The sequence below is a fragment of the Lujinxingia vulgaris genome, assembly GCF_007997015.1.
Taxonomy (GTDB): domain Bacteria; phylum Myxococcota_A; class Bradymonadia; order Bradymonadales; family Bradymonadaceae; genus Lujinxingia; species Lujinxingia vulgaris.
Genome location: NZ_VOSM01000011.1, coordinates 50,590 through 65,329, shown reverse-complemented (window position 1 = coordinate 65,329; position 14,740 = coordinate 50,590). Strand labels below are relative to the sequence as shown.

The following is a 14,740-nucleotide window of genomic DNA, read 5'->3' as shown; positions in this document are numbered from 1 at the left end:
TCAGGCCCGCCGCGCCACGCCCGGAGTAAAGGGGTGGCGAGTTGGCGGGGAGGTGGGGTTATTGAATATGTTCGATGACCTGATGAAAGGTCTCACTGGCCGGATCGAGATCGATAATCGCGATCGTCCCGCAGCTCTTCTCGTCGTCTTTGCAGCGTGCGCCGGCCACGTCTCCACGCTGGTCAAAGAGCGAGACGTAGGCCTGGCAACGCTCCCCGGGAGCGCCGCAATGGACCGGGGCCGGATCGATCACCATATCGTAAGGGCTGCGACCGACCTCAATGATATCGACCACCGCGCCAAGCTGCGGATCGACGACCTGAATGATGCCGTTTCGATACGAGGGGACATAGACCCGCTCCACCCCGTCGGCGCCCTGATGCACGACCACTCCGGAAGCCCCGGGCTCCAGCGGAATGGTGTTGATGATCTCGTGACGAAGCCCCTCGCTCTCATCGATGCCGACCACAAAGAGCGCGCCGGGGCGGCGCGCGGCCACATAGAGGCGATCGCCGGCAGCATTAAACGCTAGCCCGCGCGCATCGACCTGCGTCACCGCGCGAGAGAGCTCCACGGTGCCGCGGCGCACGATGGCCTCCACCGTGCCCTCTTCGTTGACGTAAGGCTGGAAGATCGCCACCACATTGGTGAAGCGACCCGCCACGTACACATCCTGGGTGCCGGGGCGAATGCGCGTCTGGTTGCCGCCCTCAAGCAGCGCGGCGCTGCGCATCGACGCCCCCGCGATCTCCCCATCGGGGAAACTCAGCGAGGTCACCTGATTACCCTGAAGGTGCGAGAGGTGCACCAGATCAAAGTCCACCTCCTCGCCGGCGATCTCCCGGGTTACCCGGCCCACCGAGAGGCCGAAGGGATCGAGGGGAATCTCCGCCCCGTCGCGCACATCGGGCACCCGGCGCACAAGGCAGCTGCGGGTATCTCGCTGAGACTCCCCGTCGACCTCGCAGAAGAGCGCCTGCCCCTCGGAGGCGACCTCAAGCACGGTCACCTCGCTCTCCTGACGGCTGGTCACATATGCGCGCGTGCCGTCTTCATTGAGCTCGATATGACCGGCAAAGGAGGGAACATATGGCGAGGCGTCGGCCAGGATCGTGTTGGTCGTCGTATCGATCACCGAGACCGTGCCCCCCATCTCCTCGTTAAACTTCAAATCGAAGTTGCTGTTGGTCACATACAAAAAGCGCCCCGCCGGGTGCATCTCCAGCCCGATCGGGTAATAGAGCGCGTCGCGAGGCGGCAGGGGCTCTTCGTAGGGCTCCCCACATCCTGTCATTCCCAGCGCGCAGCCGGCGGCCGCGATCAGCAGCCGCACCTTCATTCGGTCATTCATACCAGTCCAGATCGCCCTGTTTTCTTCTATCGATGCCCGCAAACGCGGCGAGTGCGAATTAGCACCTGCGCGCCCGCGAGCGCAAGCGCGCCCGCTGAAGGGCTGGCCCTCAAGGCTCAAGACGCCCGGCCTGCAAACCAGCGCCTCCGGCTTCAGGGGATCGCCGCCGCCCGTGGTGCGATCGGCGCCGATCGGCCGCGATCAGCAGGGCGAATCTTCCATAGCGAGGCCACACATCGCCTCATCGCCCGCAGAGGCACGTGCCGATCCCCCCCTGAATTCGCGCCGAACTCGCCGTCTCACCTCCGAGCAACGCTCTCTTCTCCTCCAACCCCTCGCCCTCGCCACAGCGCTTCGATGAGGGCTCGCAGGCGCCCGCGCGCGCTTTCGTCGTTACCCGGCTTGTTTTTTTCTCCAAGGCCCGTTATGTAGTCCTCCGCCCACCTGCTGGGTCAAAATTTTGCGACGCCGACTTCAGGCCTGTGAAGCCTTCGCGCTTTTGAGCGCCACGATATTCTGGAGAGTTTGTCATGCGAGAGAAAATCCGACTCGTTTCGTCCGCCGGCACCGGCTACTTCTACACCACGACCAAAAACAAGCGGAACACCCCCGACAAGCTTCGCATCAAGAAGTTTGATCCGAAGGTCCGCAAGTACGTCGAGTTCGTGGAAGCCAAGATCAAATAATGTAGGCCGGCGCACCCGGCTGACCCTTAAGAGGAACCCCTTATGTCCAAGTACGGAAAGATCAACTGGCGCCGCCGTCGCAAGATCGACCCCTTTGAGCAGAACCCCTCCTGGCGTCTGGACTACAAGAACGCCGAGCTGCTCAAGCTTTTTGTGACGACCACCGGCAAGATTCTGCCGCGTCGCATCACCGGCGTGAACGCCGTGAACCAGCGCCGCCTGCGCCGCGCCATCCTGCGCGCTCGCCAGATCGCGCTGCTGCCCTACACCACGCACAAGTCGTAAGGGTTGAGCGCGCCTGCTCCTGATGTTTTCAGAAGAACAGCGCGCGCCAGGGCAACGACGACGGCGGCCCCCTCCCCCATCATCCCGCTTAAGCGGGTCGGGAGGGCGGCCGCCGCGTTGCGTTCTTGCGCTGCGCACAACGCCGCGAAGTCAGACCGCACAAGGGGTTACGCTTTATTACAAGGGCCGCAGCTGCCGCCGGCGCGCGAGAAATCGGCGCGTTCAGGCCACACGCGCCCCGAAAGGGGGGCAGAGGCTGTAGACACCGCCGGGTGTCTCCGCTAGCCTTGCGCACAACCAGAAGCTCCTCAACCCGCTGCATCATCAGCGCTCTTCTGAAACGACATGAGGCCAGATATGGGATGGAATGTGCCCGGCGCATCGCGCCTGTTGACCGCGACCCTGGGGCTATGCACCGTCGCCGGCATCACCGCCTGCAACGAATACCCGGTTCAGCTGACGCGCTCGACCAGCGCCATTGAGTTTATTCAACCCCAGACGGCCAACGGCACAGCCAAGGCCGACATCCTCTGGATGATCGATAACTCCGGCTCGATGTGTCAGGAGCAAAAGCTCTTGCGCGAGGGCTTTGCCGACTTTGTCCAGATCCTCGGCGAGGTTAACCTCGACTTCCATATCGGGGTGACGACCACCCACTTTGTCGATGACACCGTCGACAGGGGGCGCGAGCCGGTCGCTGAGCCGGGATATCTGCAATCGACCCCGCAGCCCATCCCGGGCGCTGACAACACCTGCTATTACGGGCTGAATGAGGACGGAAGCCTCAACTTAAATGATATGTCGCCCATTCTTGACTCCATCGCCACCGCGGTGGAGTGCACGACCAACCCGGACGACTATCAGGATCTTCTCAACCCGCCTCTTTCTGAGCTGCGCTGCACCTTTGACGAGTTTAACTGGCCTGAAGAATGTACCGGCGACGCTCGTCTGGCCGAGACCTATTTCCCGCCGCCCTCGGCCTATCGCCCCATCCCCAAGGTACTTCGCGCTGAAGACTACACCGACGAACGTGGCGAACTTGAGGTTGACCGCCTCTCCAAGGACTTCGCGTGCATGAGCCTGGTCGGCGTGCGCGGCTGGGGTTTTGAACAGGGGCTGGCCGCTGTCGCCCGCGCCTTTTCTCCGGAGTTGACCGGCGGTCCTGACGGCGATCCGGCGCAATACCCCAACGCTGGCTTCTTGCGTCCTGACGCAGAAACCGGGGTAATCTTCGTCTCCGACGAGAACGACTGCAGCCACGATGGCACGCTCGACTACCAGACCTACTGTGGCGTCAGCGAGTGCACCTACCAGGAAAACCTGGGTGAAGCCGGCGCGCTTTTGAAGGTTAGCAACCTGCGTGACGAGCTGCTCGCCAACATCGCCGCCTCCCGCGGTGTGAACAGCGTCGATCCCAATACCGAGGTCATTATGGCCTCGATTCATGGACGCGAAAGCCGCTTTACCAGAGATCGCCCCGAGCCGGACTGTCAGCCTGAGACTGCCAACGCCGGTGACCACGTCCCGATCAGCTGCGCCAGCGTCAACGGGGAAGCGTATTCGGGCCACCGCTATGCAGAGTTCATCAGCGCTTTTGAACGGTCTTTCCCCAAAGCGCCTTCGGAAGATGAGCCGATGACCGGGCTTATCTGCAGCGATTTCACGCCGGCTCTTGATAAAATCGCTGAACTCTTCTCACCCAAAGCCTCCGGCTGCATCGACGACATCTACGCCTGCGACGGGCCTGAGGCGGCCTGCCCCTCCAACCCCTACACTGGCGAGGCGGGCACCTGCCGCCCCTACCCGGTGGACGCCGGCCTGGAGTCCTCGGGTTATTACTGCGACACGGGCGTGCAGGTGCGCATGAAGCTTCCGGCGGATGCCGAGGCCGACCTGACCCGCCTGGAGACCACCCAGTACTGCCTGGAAGGCACCATCGGGCTGCCGGAGTATCCGCGGGGCTGCGTGGTCGATCCGGCCAACTACCAGCTCAGCGCCTGCCCGGGTGGTACCTCCGGGGTGATCATCGACTGGAACGACGAGCAGTGGTTCAACATCCTCTCTGGCCTTGAGGTCGAGGCGCGTTACGCGCGTCTGCCCAGCGAGCGTTAACCACGGCACCACACGCTGAAAACAAGCCACGGGGGGGAGGCTGAAAGAGAATAAAGCCACCTCCTGTTGCAGGAAGGTGGCTTTATTTTTGACCAATCGCGCCAAACTTTTCGCCGGACACGCCAAACTTTTGACAAGATTTGACAAAATAGGGCTTGGCGATCTCAAATAGAAGTCATTAGCATACCGGCGCCTGGCACAGATGAAAGGGGGAAACTCGTGGTTTGTGCCCCGTGTCACCGATGTCGACGCCGTCAGGGAGCGCATCATGTCTAACCTGGGTTCGTCCTCCGGGACAGGCCAGCACATCCGCGCATTACGCGAAGCGCGAAGGCAGAAGTTGCGGGAGCAAAGCCCCCAGCATCACTGCCCGAGCTGCATGTCGGTGGTTTTCGCCGATGAGCCGCAATGCCTGGAGTGCGCCTTGAAGGCGCCCGAGGACGGTTGGCCCTCCCTGGAAGAGGCCAACGACCCGTGGCTCGGGCGAGTGATCGACAAGCGCTACCTGGTGGCCAAACCCCTGGGACGCGGATCGTCTGCAGCGGTGTACCGGGCGGAGTCCCTCTCGATCTCGCGCCACTTCGCCATCAAGATCATTTCGACCGACAAAGGTCAGGCCGACCAGATCATCGAGCGCCTCAACCGCGAAGTCGAGGCGCTGAGCCGACTTCGCAACCCGCACATCGTCTCCTTCTACGAGATCCTCGACCTGAAGGGCTCGTACGTCGCCGCGATCATGGACCTGATCTCGGGGATGACGCTCGAGGATCTGGTGATTCGTCAGGGCCCGCTCAGCGTGCAGCGCGCCTGCGCGCTCCTGCGCCAGATCGCCAACGGTCTTTATGAGGCGCACCAGGCCGGCATGATCCACCGCGATCTCAAGCCGGAAAACATGATGGTCGAGCGCCTGCCGGCCGGCGACGACTTCATGCACATCCTCGACTTTGGCATCGTGCGCCTGACCGACGACTCCGGTGTGAGCATGACCCACGGGTTCATCGGCACGCCGCTCTACGCCAGCCCCGAGCAGGCGATGGCCAAGACCGTCGACCGGCGCAGCGACATCTACAGCCTGGGCGCGATTCTCTTCTTTATGCTCACGGGCAAGCCGCCCTTTATCTCCAACAACGTCTACAGCGTGCTGCGCATGCACGTGCGCCAGAAGCCGCCGCGCTTAAGCGAGGCGCACCCCGGGCGTGTCTTCCCCGAGGAGCTGGAGCGCCTGGTCGCGCGTATGCTGGCCAAAGAGCCCTCCGAGCGCCCCAATGACCTCTCCGAGGTGATCGCCGCGCTGGACACCTTTGCCAACTCGCAGCTCTCCTCCGAGGCGACCTCATCCTCACAGGTGGGCTCAGGGCGCATGACACCGCCCTCCGGGGTGTTCGGGGCGACCAAAGCCACGGTGGCCTCCAGCGCCGAAGCCGCGGCCACCTCCGACGCCTCAGTGGCCGCCCCGCCGGCCGAAGCCGCCGAGCCGCACGGCTTCGGGCGAGAGGAGCACACCAGCGCGGCCACCCTGCAGGCCTTTGGCAAGCGTCAGCCCGCGCACACCCCGGTCTTCTCGCGCATCGACACCCCGCAGCATCACGAAGGGCTTAAGGCCATCCCCGCCCAGGTGCGCTACGCCCCGCACGAGAGCAGCTCGGCCACGGCCGTGCCTGGCGCGCTGCACACCCTTCGGGTGAGCCCGGCTGAGGTGGTGGCAAGCGCCCACAGCGGCGGAAGTTTTGTGATCCTTGAGGGCGCTCCCCACGAGGCCATGCTCTTTGACGCCGGCGCAAGCAGCCCGCGCCCCCTGGCGGTGGCGACCGCCTCGCGCGTGACTGCGCTCGCCCTGGGCGAAGATGCGATCTTCGCCGGCCATCGCGACGGCTCCATCTCGCGCACCTCGCTCGACAAGGCGCAGACGCGCACCCTTTTTCAAGATGTTCGCCGCGCCTCGATCGCCTCGATCGCGGTGAGCCCGGGCACCAAAAGCGTGATCGCCGGCTCGACCTCCGGGCGGGTCTACGCGCATCAACCCGGGCGCTCGAGCTCCAGCGAGTGGACGCGCGTGCGAAATGGCGAGGCGGTGCGGTGTGTGGCGCTGGGCGCCGGCGGCGACACCGCCGCGATCAGCCGACGCGACAACAGCGTGGAGATCCTCTCGCTGGGCTCACCCCGACAGCCCACCGCCCAGTTCCGCACCGAAGCGCCCGTGACCGCCATGGCCCTCTCGCCAGACAACTACCTGCTGGCCGCCGCGCTCGCCAACCACACCCTGGCGCTTTTCCAGATCCCCACCGGGCGCAAGCTGATGACCCTGCCCACGCGCCACCTCGATGTGCTCGCCCTGCTCTTTGCCGACGGCAGCACGCCGACCGCCATCTGCGCGGTCGATCGCCGGGTCGAGACCCTCTGCTTTGAGCAGATCAGCGCCGGCGCCGCCGCGCGCTGAGCCGCAGCGCCCGCCCGCGTCTCACTGCGGCGCTTCCCACCCCAGCCAACGCACCCGCCGCGACCGCAAAAGCCCGGCCTCCGCTTGATCGAAGAGCTCTTCGAGCCGCTCAAAAAGCGCTCTGTTATCGCGCGGCTCGTAGCTCTGCAGCGCCTCGCGGTAGCGGGGCAAATCATCAACAAAATCCACCAGGTCGGTCGGTCCCATCCGCTGAGTGTACGTGCCGTAGCCCAGGTCTTTGAGGTAGCGCGCGTTAAGCAGCTGCTCAAACTGCCCGCCCACCGGCGTGGCCAGGTAGGGTTTGCGCAGGTGCAGTGCCTCCCCCATCAGCGTAAAGCCCGCCGAGCCGATGACGCCGGCACAGCTCGCCAGGTCCTCGACAAACTGCGTCTCACTAAAGGGCCGAAAGGTGAGGTTGCCGTGGCGTTGATCTTCTTTGATATCGCGGCGAAGCCCGTAAATGTAGACCGGACGCGTGAGCCCGGCGAGCATGCGTGGAAGATCCGAAAAGCTCGGGGAGGTCTGGTAGACGAGCAGGTGTTCCCCTTCTGAGGGCCGCGCGTTGAGGAGCTCCGGGCGTAAGATCGGCGGCACCAGCGACGTGCGTTTTTTGCGCACCTTCGGCTCCACAAAGGTCGTGATCACGTAATGCGCCGCCCGCGGGCATTTGGCCTTCACGATCGACTTGGCCAGCAGAAACGCGTTCATCTCCTCGCCAATGATGTGGTCTTCGTGCCAGCAGCGGTTGATGAGCTGAATGTTATCGATGCAGATCAGCGGAATGCGATGAACTTTGGCAAAGAGCCAGCTCCAGCTCTCGAAGTCGCTGATCACAAGATCCGGCTCAAACTTTGCGGCCATCTCGAAGTAGCGGCGCACGTTGGACGGCCAGCCCTCCATCGCCCCGCGCAGGTTATCAACGGCGGTAGCCAGCCGGCGCACCTCGTTATTCTCCATGGCCATGGTCAGCCCCCAGATCTGGTCGACCTCGGGCACGCGCGCTTTGAGATAATCGTGGGCGCGCCCGGAGGCGACGACCTGCACCTGGTGGCCCTGCTCCAGAAGCCAGGCCAACACCACGCCGCTGCGCATCGCGTGACCCATGCCCTCGCCGACCACGCCATAAAGAATCTTCATACCAACTCCCGGGGTTCGCTGAGCTTCGGACTGCAGCTCGTTGTACCGCTCTCGTAGCGCGCGCTTCAAGCGCATCGGGGCCCGCCGCGGTGACACTTTGGAAACGCCTCGCCAGCCCGCAGCGCCAACCCGCATCTTCCTTGCCCGATGGCCCCCCTCCAAGTATTGTAACGCCGATCCATGATGATGCGGCGGCGGCCGGTGGCGCACCTTTGGACCACCTCGCCGGCGAAAAAATGCCGGCTTTGAACACGCCCTGGTGTCGCCCATCGTCAACCGCTCCAGCCGGGAGCGAAACCTGCCAGAAGACGACTTGAATCACTGCGCCACGCGCCGTGCCCTGAGCCAGGCCACACCCACCGCGCGCTGCCGTCAAACGGGGTCAAGACCGTGCCGATCAAACTGCGATACGCTGGAAACACCCACGTCGGGATGAAGCGGGGCCATAACGAAGACAACCTTCGTCTTGTGCCTGAGGAGAACCTCTACATCGTCGCCGACGGCATGGGAGGGCACGCCAGTGGCGAGGTCGCCTCACAGCTGGCCGTCGACACCATCGCCGAGTTCTTCCAGGAGACCAGCAAAGATGAAGATCTGACCTGGCCCTATAAGATGGAGAAGGGGCGTACCTACGAGGAAAACCGCCTGGGCGCCAGCATCAAACTGGCCAACCTGCGTATCTTCGAGACGGCCAAAAACGACCCGAGCAAGCACCACGGCATGGGCACCACCGTCGTCGCGCTGTGCATCTGCGGGGAGACCATCTACGTGGGTCACGTCGGCGACAGCCGCGTCTACCGGCTGCGCGGCGAGGAGCTGCATCAGGTCACCGAAGACCATTCGCTGCTCAATGACTACATCAAGATGAAAGATCTCACCGAAGAAGAGATCGAGAACTTCCCGCATAAAAACGTCATCGTGCGTGCGCTGGGCATGAAGGAGACCGTCCAGGTCGATGTCTGCCACGAGGAGCCTCAGCACAAGGATCTCTACCTGCTGTGCAGTGACGGCCTCAACGGCATGATCAACGACAAGACCATCCGTCAGATCATGGTGGATAACCGCGACAACCTGGAGGTCTGCATCGATAAGCTCATCGAGGCGGCCAACAACAACGGCGGTACCGACAACACCACGTGTGTGATGGTCGAAGTTCTCAAAGAATAACCTTCTACATCGCAAAGGTTTGGGTCATGTCCGAGGAGCTCGACGAACGCAGTGAACCGGGCGCCGGAGCGCCGCGCGTGGTGATCGTGACCGGGCTAAGCGGCTCGGGCAAATCCACCGCGATCCGCGCCCTCGAAGACCTGGGGTACTTCTGCATTGATAACCTGCCGGTGCCGCTCTTGCCCAAGGTGCTGGAGCTCGCGCAGAGCGGGCCTTCGCGCCAGGAGTGGCGCCGGCTGGCCTTTGTGGTCGACACCCGCGACCACGTGCACCTCGATCAGGCCAACGCCACGCTCAACCAGCTTCGCGACGAGGGGATCGACGTGCAGGTGGTCTTTCTGGAGGCCACCGACGATGTGCTCGTGCGCCGCTTCAGCGAGACTCGCCGCCGCCATCCTGTGAGTGAGGCGCGTAACGTGCCCGAGGGCATTCGGCTGGAGCGGGAGTCTCTCGACGATATCCGCGCCCGCGCCGATGTGGTCGTCGATACCTCCACGCACACCGTGCACACGCTCAAGGCCCTGATTCAGGAGCGCTTCAGCGATGATGCCCCCCCGCCCTTCTCGATCTCGGTGCTGAGCTTCGGCTTCAAGTACGGGCTGCCCATTGAGTGCGATCTGGTCTTCGATCTGCGCTTTCTGCCCAACCCGTATTTTGTCGAAGAGCTGCGCCCCAAAACCGGGCTTGATGCCGATGTGCAGCAGTATGTGCTGGGGTTGAGCGAGGCGGTGACCTTCCTGGGGCTCTTTCAGCAGATGGCCGAGTTCACGCTGCCTCTCTACGAGCGCGAGGGTAAGAGCTACCTGACCATCGGCATCGGATGCACCGGCGGGCAGCACCGCTCGGTGGCGATCGCCGAGACGATCACGCAGCGGCTCGCCAACCGGGGCTGGAATGTTTCGACCCGCCACCGCGATCTAGAGCGTAAGTCGCGTTAAGCAACCCATCGTTTCTGCTGCACCGCTTATGCCCCACCCTTCCTATGCCCCACCCTTCCAACGCTCATCTCCACGAGCGTCTCTTAGTTAAAGTTGCCGCACTGAGCCGCTGATGTCTGCACGTCGACCGGGCGCAAAGCCCCTTTTGATCGCGCTGGCCGTGATCGTCTTCGGGGTGATCGCCGCGCTCAACATCGAGCCTGTGCCCGCCCCCGGCGCTCCGGCTGTCGCCCCCGACAGGCTTGAAAACCTCTCGCCAGCAGAGGCCCTGGCCGCCGCCGAGGCTTTCTACGAGAGCCGCCCCCTCTACGAGCGCCCCCACCCCTACACCCCCGTGCCCGAGGGGCTCCCCGATCTGCGCGCCGAGACCTGCGGGGCCTGCCACGCCGAGATCTATGCCGAGTGGCAGCTCTCCACCCACCGCCGCGCCTGGCTCGACGACGCCCAGTTCATGGAGGAGCTCGCAAAATCCCGCGGCGACCACAACGAGCCCGGCGCCGAGCGCCACGACGTGAGCTGGATGTGCGTCAACTGCCACACCCCGCTGGTCAACCAGCTCGAAAAGCTGGTGGTGGGGCTGGAAGACGGCGACATCGCCAAACCGATCTACGTCGATAACCCCGTCTTTGACGCCGAATTGCAGCTCGACGCCATCACCTGCGCCACCTGCCATGTGCAGGATGGCGTGGTGCTCGGCCCCCGCGGCGACTCCGAGGCCGCGCCCCACCCTGTGGCCAGAGGCGATCACCTGCTCGACGAGGAAAACTGCGTGCGCTGCCACCAGGCCGAGGCGCTCTTCCCCGAGCAAAACTTAGGCTGTTTTTTCACCACCGGCGCCGAGTGGTCCGAGAGCGAGTTCGCCGAGCAGCAGCAACACTGCCAGGACTGCCACATGCCCCAGACCGAGCGAAAGATCGCCGGGAACTACGATGTGCCCGTGCGTAAGACCCGCCACCACTGGTTTGGCGGCTCGCTCATCCCCAAAAAGCCCGAATATGAGGCGGAGATCGCGCCGTTGCGCGAGATCTTCGGCTCCGGCGCCTCGATTTACCTGGAAGGCCCCGCCGACGACTGCGCCGGCGACGGCTGCGCCGACGCCCGGGTGGTGGTGCTCAACGATAAGGCCGGCCACCGTTTTCCCACCGGCGATCCGGAGCGCCACGTCGACGTGAGCGCCCGCGTCATCACCCCCGATGGCCGGGAGCTTGCCCGCGAAGCGCTGCGCATCGGCGCCATCTTTGAGTGGTGGCCCGAGATCAAGCTCAAGAGCGACAACCGCATCTTGCCTGGCGAGTCGCTTGAGCTGGGGCTGAGTTGGGAGGACGAAGCGCCTGCTGGCGAGGGGCCGGTGATCGTGGAGATCGAGGCCGTCAAACAGCGCATGTACGAGGAGGCCTTCGACTTCCACGAGCTCGAGGGGCGCTACGTGCGCGGGCGCCACTTCCACCGCTCCCGCTGGGAGGTGGCTGAAAACGGGCAGGTGCGCCTGCTCTCCATCGAAGACGACTTCGGCGCTCGCCAGACGCTGGAGCCTCAAGACGCGTCGACCGCCCCAGAATAAGTGCTTAGCTTTAGAGGGATTGTGCCGATCGCCACGCCGTGCGGCCCCTGACCTCCGAGGCTCTCCATGCGCCATGCTCCCGCTGTCGCCCTGCCCCGCTCCGCGGAGGCCTTCTCCGCCTTTTTTCTGGGCGCGCCCTGGCCGATGCATCTCGTCGACGCTCAAGGCTCCCCCGGGGTCTGCAACCCGGCGCTGGTCGACCTGCTGGGCCTCTCGAACCCCAGCCCCCCGCACGCCGAGCTCCTCACCCCGGAGGGCGCTCGCCAGCTCGCCAGGGCCAGCCGCCGCCTGGCAAAGGGGGGCTGCGACTTTGTCGATCGCGCCCTGACTTACCTGCACGCCTCCGGCACTCCGATGCGCGCCGCCCGGCTGCGCCTGATCCCCCTGGAGCGTGACGACGAGGGGGAGCCGGGCTACCTGGCCATGCTCAACGAGCTTGTGCCGCCCCAGCCTTTCAGCCGCGCCGAGCTGCAGAGCCGCATGGCCCAGGCCATCGCCCACGACTTCAACAACGTGTTTACGGTGGCGGCGAGTTATGTGGATCTGGTGCGTCACCAGGTCGAGGATGATGCGCACGGCCAGCAGCTCGAACGCGCGCTTAAGGCCTGTCGCCGCGGCATCGCCCTGGTCGACGCGCTGCAGCTGCTGACCTCCCTCGACGGGCTGCCCCCCACCGAGACCGACCTCAACGAGCTGCTGGAGCGCCAGCAGCGCGTCTTGAGCCAGACCCTCTCCCCCGGTCCAAAGCTGGTGGTGAACGCCGAGGAGGATCTGCCCATTCTGCGCGCCCATCCCTCGCGTGTCGGGCAGCTGGTGGCCGATCTGGTGGCCAACGCCCTGATGCGCTGGCCGCAGGCCAGCCGCCTTGAGCTCAACGCGCGGCGAGCACGTGCCGAGCACCCCGGCGTAGAGCTGAGTATCGGCGGTGCCGACGACCCCAACACTGCCTACGATGGCCCTTTCTGGCCGATGCTCGTGGGCCGCGTGGAGCAGGACGAGCACCTCACGCGGGTGCCCGAGGTTGTCGCCGAGTTCGATGTGGATGTGATCTGCGACCAGCACGCCATCACCGCCTTTTTGCCCGCTCCCACACTCCACTGATCTTTTCCGAACGCCACCCGCCATGCTCGCCGGCGGCCCTGCCCGGGCTGTCGGCGCGTTATAACTCGCCAGGGCATACCCTTTTCGGGGGCTGAACCCCCTCCCCTTCCGTCCGCGAACGCCTCAAATCAGGTGGCAACCTCGTCGGAGCCGTCCCGGGTTACGCTCGCTTCATGGTCCTACCCCCCGGAACGCCGTCCGCGTACGCCTCAAATCAGGCGAAGACCTCAGCGGAGCCGTCCCGGGTCACGGTCCCTTCATGGCGCTTCGCCAGCCGAGGCGTCCCGGGACGCGGTGGGTTCATGGTCCTCCCCCCCGGGGGGCCGTCCGCGGACACGGTCGGTTCATGGCGCTTCGCCAGCCGAGGCGTCCCGGGTCACGCTCGCTTCATCGCCATTTTGCAAATCTGGTGCCCCGAGGCGCCCTCCCCTGGGGTGGCCTCGATAAATCGGGCGCCCGGGGGCGCCTTCGTTTGATGGCGAGTCGTCAACTCCGGCGCCCCAAAGCGTCAGGAGGCGGCAGCGGCCGGCGGCGGTGGCGCCCGCAGGCAACCTGGGGCATGCTCTCGCCAGGAACGCTCTTGCCAGAAACGCCCCCACCCCGATCTGCCCTTTTTTCCGAGTTTTTTGAGTTATGCGTTATTACCCCCGCGTCGATCTGACCCAACCCCTGGAAAATGTCCTGCGCGCCGGGCACCCCTGGATTTTCGAAGACGCGCTCCGCCACCCCGAGCTTGAGGCCGGCGACGCCGTCGACGTCTACGACATGCACGGCGACTGGCTGGGACGAGGTATTATCGATCCGCAGTCGCCCATCCGCGTGCGCCTGTGGACGCGCAACCCCCAGACGGAGCTCGACAACCGCCTGCTCGACCAGCGCATCCGCCAGGCGATCAAGCGCCGGCCCTTTCCCACGGCCGATACCAACGGCTTTCGCCTGCTCAACGGAGAGGGCGACCGGGTACCGGGGCTGGTGTGCGATATCTATGGCGATGTGGCCGTGCTGCGCCCCGACGGGCTGGCCGCCGAGCGCTGGCTCAAGCCCGCGCGCCAGACGATCAGTAAGCTCCTGCCCATCAAACACTGGGCGATCAAACGCTCGAATCTCCACCGCGGCAAGCTCCCGCGCGCGGAGTGGTGGGAGTGCGAGGCCCCCGCGGAGACGACATTTGTGGAGGGCGGGCTGACCTACGTGGTCGACCCGATGGAGGGGCAGAAGACGGGCTTTTTCCTCGATCAGCGCGCCAACCGCCGCCGCCTGGCCGAGTTGTGTGTGGGGCGCCGGCTGCTCAATCTTTTTGGCTACACCGGGGCGTTTTCGCTGGCGGCCGCGGCCCGCGGGGCGGCGCGCACGACCACCGTGGATCTGGCGGCGCCGGCGATCGCCGACGCCCGGCGCAACTTTGAGCGCAACCACATCCCGGCGCCGGCCCACGGCTTCGAGGCCTGCGACGCCTTTGAGTACCTGGAGCAATTCGACGCGGAGCGCGCCCCCTTTGAGGTCGCCGTCTGCGATCCGCCCAGCTTCGCCCACCGCCACAGCGACGTGCCGCGGGCGACCGAGGCCTACACGCGAATTTTCCAAAAATTGATTGAGGTCATGCCCACCGGTTCTACCATTGCCCTCGCCTCATGCAGCAGCCACATCGACCGGGGGCGTTTTTTGAACATCGTCTCGGCGGCCAGCCAGCGCGCCGGCGCCGAGCTCGTGCTCACGGGCACCTTTGGGGCCGATGTCGATCACCCCACGCTGGCGGCCTTCCCGGAGGGGGATTACCTGCAGTTCAGCCTGGGCACGCTCTGCCGCGACTGAGTCTGCTGGCGAGCGCGCTGCTGGCGGCGAGCCCCTTGTCAAAGCGGGGGGCGCTGTCCGATGGTGAGCGCACTTAAGAAGGCAATGGTAAGGATCCGGAGTTTTTGGAGCTTTGCCCCTGATCGTGGATGACCCCGGGGCGATGGCGAAGGG

11 protein-coding genes are annotated in these 14,740 nt (G+C 64.9%); 9 read left to right on the top strand and 2 right to left on the bottom strand.

All coding sequences use genetic code 11. The features are described 5' to 3' along the window. Positions 1 to 58: 58 nt before the first annotated feature. On the bottom strand, positions 59 to 1,351 hold the full coding sequence (locus FRC98_RS17650) for a YncE family protein (protein WP_146982750.1): 1,293 nt from the start codon (positions 1,349 to 1,351) through the stop codon (positions 59 to 61). A 530-nt stretch (positions 1,352 to 1,881) separates the two neighbouring features. On the opposite strand from FRC98_RS17650, the gene rpmG reads away from it, so the two are divergent. The 4 genes from rpmG (at position 1,882) to FRC98_RS17630 (ending at position 6,871) form a co-directional block, all read left to right on the top strand. Further along, positions 1,882 to 2,037: a 50S ribosomal protein L33 gene (gene rpmG, locus FRC98_RS17645; RefSeq protein ID WP_111731220.1), complete on the top strand. Its 156-nt coding sequence runs from the start codon at positions 1,882 to 1,884 to the stop codon at positions 2,035 to 2,037. A 42-nt stretch (positions 2,038 to 2,079) separates the two neighbouring features. Further along, positions 2,080 to 2,322, top strand: coding sequence for a 30S ribosomal protein S18 (gene rpsR / locus FRC98_RS17640; protein ID WP_115606679.1), 243 nt, complete (start codon positions 2,080 to 2,082; stop codon positions 2,320 to 2,322). Positions 2,323 to 2,679: 357 nt separating this feature from the next. After that, on the top strand, positions 2,680 to 4,434 hold the full coding sequence (locus tag FRC98_RS17635) for a hypothetical protein (RefSeq protein WP_146982749.1): 1,755 nt from the start codon (positions 2,680 to 2,682) through the stop codon (positions 4,432 to 4,434). Positions 4,435 to 4,702: 268 nt separating this feature from the next. Continuing rightward, the gene (locus FRC98_RS17630; RefSeq protein WP_230467741.1) at positions 4,703 to 6,871 is read left to right on the top strand and encodes a WD40 repeat domain-containing serine/threonine protein kinase; all 2,169 of its coding nucleotides are present in this window, start codon (positions 4,703 to 4,705) and stop codon (positions 6,869 to 6,871) included. A gap of 21 nt (positions 6,872 to 6,892) precedes the next feature. On the opposite strand, the gene FRC98_RS17625 is transcribed toward FRC98_RS17630, so the two are convergent. Further along, the gene (locus FRC98_RS17625; protein WP_146982747.1) at positions 6,893 to 8,008 is read right to left on the bottom strand and encodes an MJ1255/VC2487 family glycosyltransferase; all 1,116 of its coding nucleotides are present in this window, start codon (positions 8,006 to 8,008) and stop codon (positions 6,893 to 6,895) included. Between the two features lie 396 nt (positions 8,009 to 8,404). Here FRC98_RS17625 and FRC98_RS17620 point away from each other — a divergent pair, with 396 nt between their 5' ends. The 5 genes from FRC98_RS17620 (at position 8,405) to FRC98_RS17600 (ending at position 14,587) form a co-directional block, all read left to right on the top strand. Next, entirely contained in the window at positions 8,405 to 9,175 is a 771-nt protein-coding gene (locus FRC98_RS17620; RefSeq protein WP_146982809.1) for a Stp1/IreP family PP2C-type Ser/Thr phosphatase, read from the top strand. Positions 9,176 to 9,201: 26 nt separating this feature from the next. Then, complete coding sequence (gene rapZ, locus FRC98_RS17615; RefSeq protein WP_146982746.1) at positions 9,202 to 10,113, top strand: RNase adapter RapZ; 912 nt, start codon at positions 9,202 to 9,204, stop codon at positions 10,111 to 10,113. A 112-nt stretch (positions 10,114 to 10,225) separates the two neighbouring features. Then, positions 10,226 to 11,674 carry a multiheme c-type cytochrome gene (locus FRC98_RS17610; RefSeq protein ID WP_146982745.1) on the top strand — a complete coding sequence of 483 codons (1,449 nt, stop codon included), beginning with the start codon at positions 10,226 to 10,228 and terminating at the stop codon, positions 11,672 to 11,674. A 66-nt stretch (positions 11,675 to 11,740) separates the two neighbouring features. Further along, positions 11,741 to 12,775: a nitrogen regulation protein NR(II) gene (locus FRC98_RS17605; RefSeq protein WP_146982744.1), complete on the top strand. Its 1,035-nt coding sequence runs from the start codon at positions 11,741 to 11,743 to the stop codon at positions 12,773 to 12,775. Positions 12,776 to 13,408: 633 nt separating this feature from the next. After that, entirely contained in the window at positions 13,409 to 14,587 is a 1,179-nt protein-coding gene (locus FRC98_RS17600) for a class I SAM-dependent rRNA methyltransferase (protein ID WP_146982743.1), read from the top strand. The last annotated feature ends 153 nt before the right edge of the window (positions 14,588 to 14,740 follow it).

What these genes read in the sequence shown, in the direction of transcription:
- FRC98_RS17650 (WP_146982750.1), bottom strand. Translation starts at nt 1,351, where the DNA reads ATGAATGACCGAATGAAGGTGCGGCTGCTGATCGCGGCCGCCGGCTGC.
- rpmG (WP_111731220.1), top strand. Translation starts at nt 1,882, where the DNA reads ATGCGAGAGAAAATCCGACTCGTTTCGTCCGCCGGCACCGGCTACTTC.
- rpsR (WP_115606679.1), top strand. Translation starts at nt 2,080, where the DNA reads ATGTCCAAGTACGGAAAGATCAACTGGCGCCGCCGTCGCAAGATCGAC.
- FRC98_RS17635 (WP_146982749.1), top strand. Translation starts at nt 2,680, where the DNA reads ATGGGATGGAATGTGCCCGGCGCATCGCGCCTGTTGACCGCGACCCTG.
- FRC98_RS17630 (WP_230467741.1), top strand. Translation starts at nt 4,703, where the DNA reads ATGTCTAACCTGGGTTCGTCCTCCGGGACAGGCCAGCACATCCGCGCA.
- FRC98_RS17625 (WP_146982747.1), bottom strand. Translation starts at nt 8,008, where the DNA reads ATGAAGATTCTTTATGGCGTGGTCGGCGAGGGCATGGGTCACGCGATG.
- rapZ (WP_146982746.1), top strand. Translation starts at nt 9,202, where the DNA reads ATGTCCGAGGAGCTCGACGAACGCAGTGAACCGGGCGCCGGAGCGCCG.
- FRC98_RS17610 (WP_146982745.1), top strand. Translation starts at nt 10,226, where the DNA reads ATGTCTGCACGTCGACCGGGCGCAAAGCCCCTTTTGATCGCGCTGGCC.
- FRC98_RS17605 (WP_146982744.1), top strand. Translation starts at nt 11,741, where the DNA reads ATGCGCCATGCTCCCGCTGTCGCCCTGCCCCGCTCCGCGGAGGCCTTC.
- FRC98_RS17600 (WP_146982743.1), top strand. Translation starts at nt 13,409, where the DNA reads ATGCGTTATTACCCCCGCGTCGATCTGACCCAACCCCTGGAAAATGTC.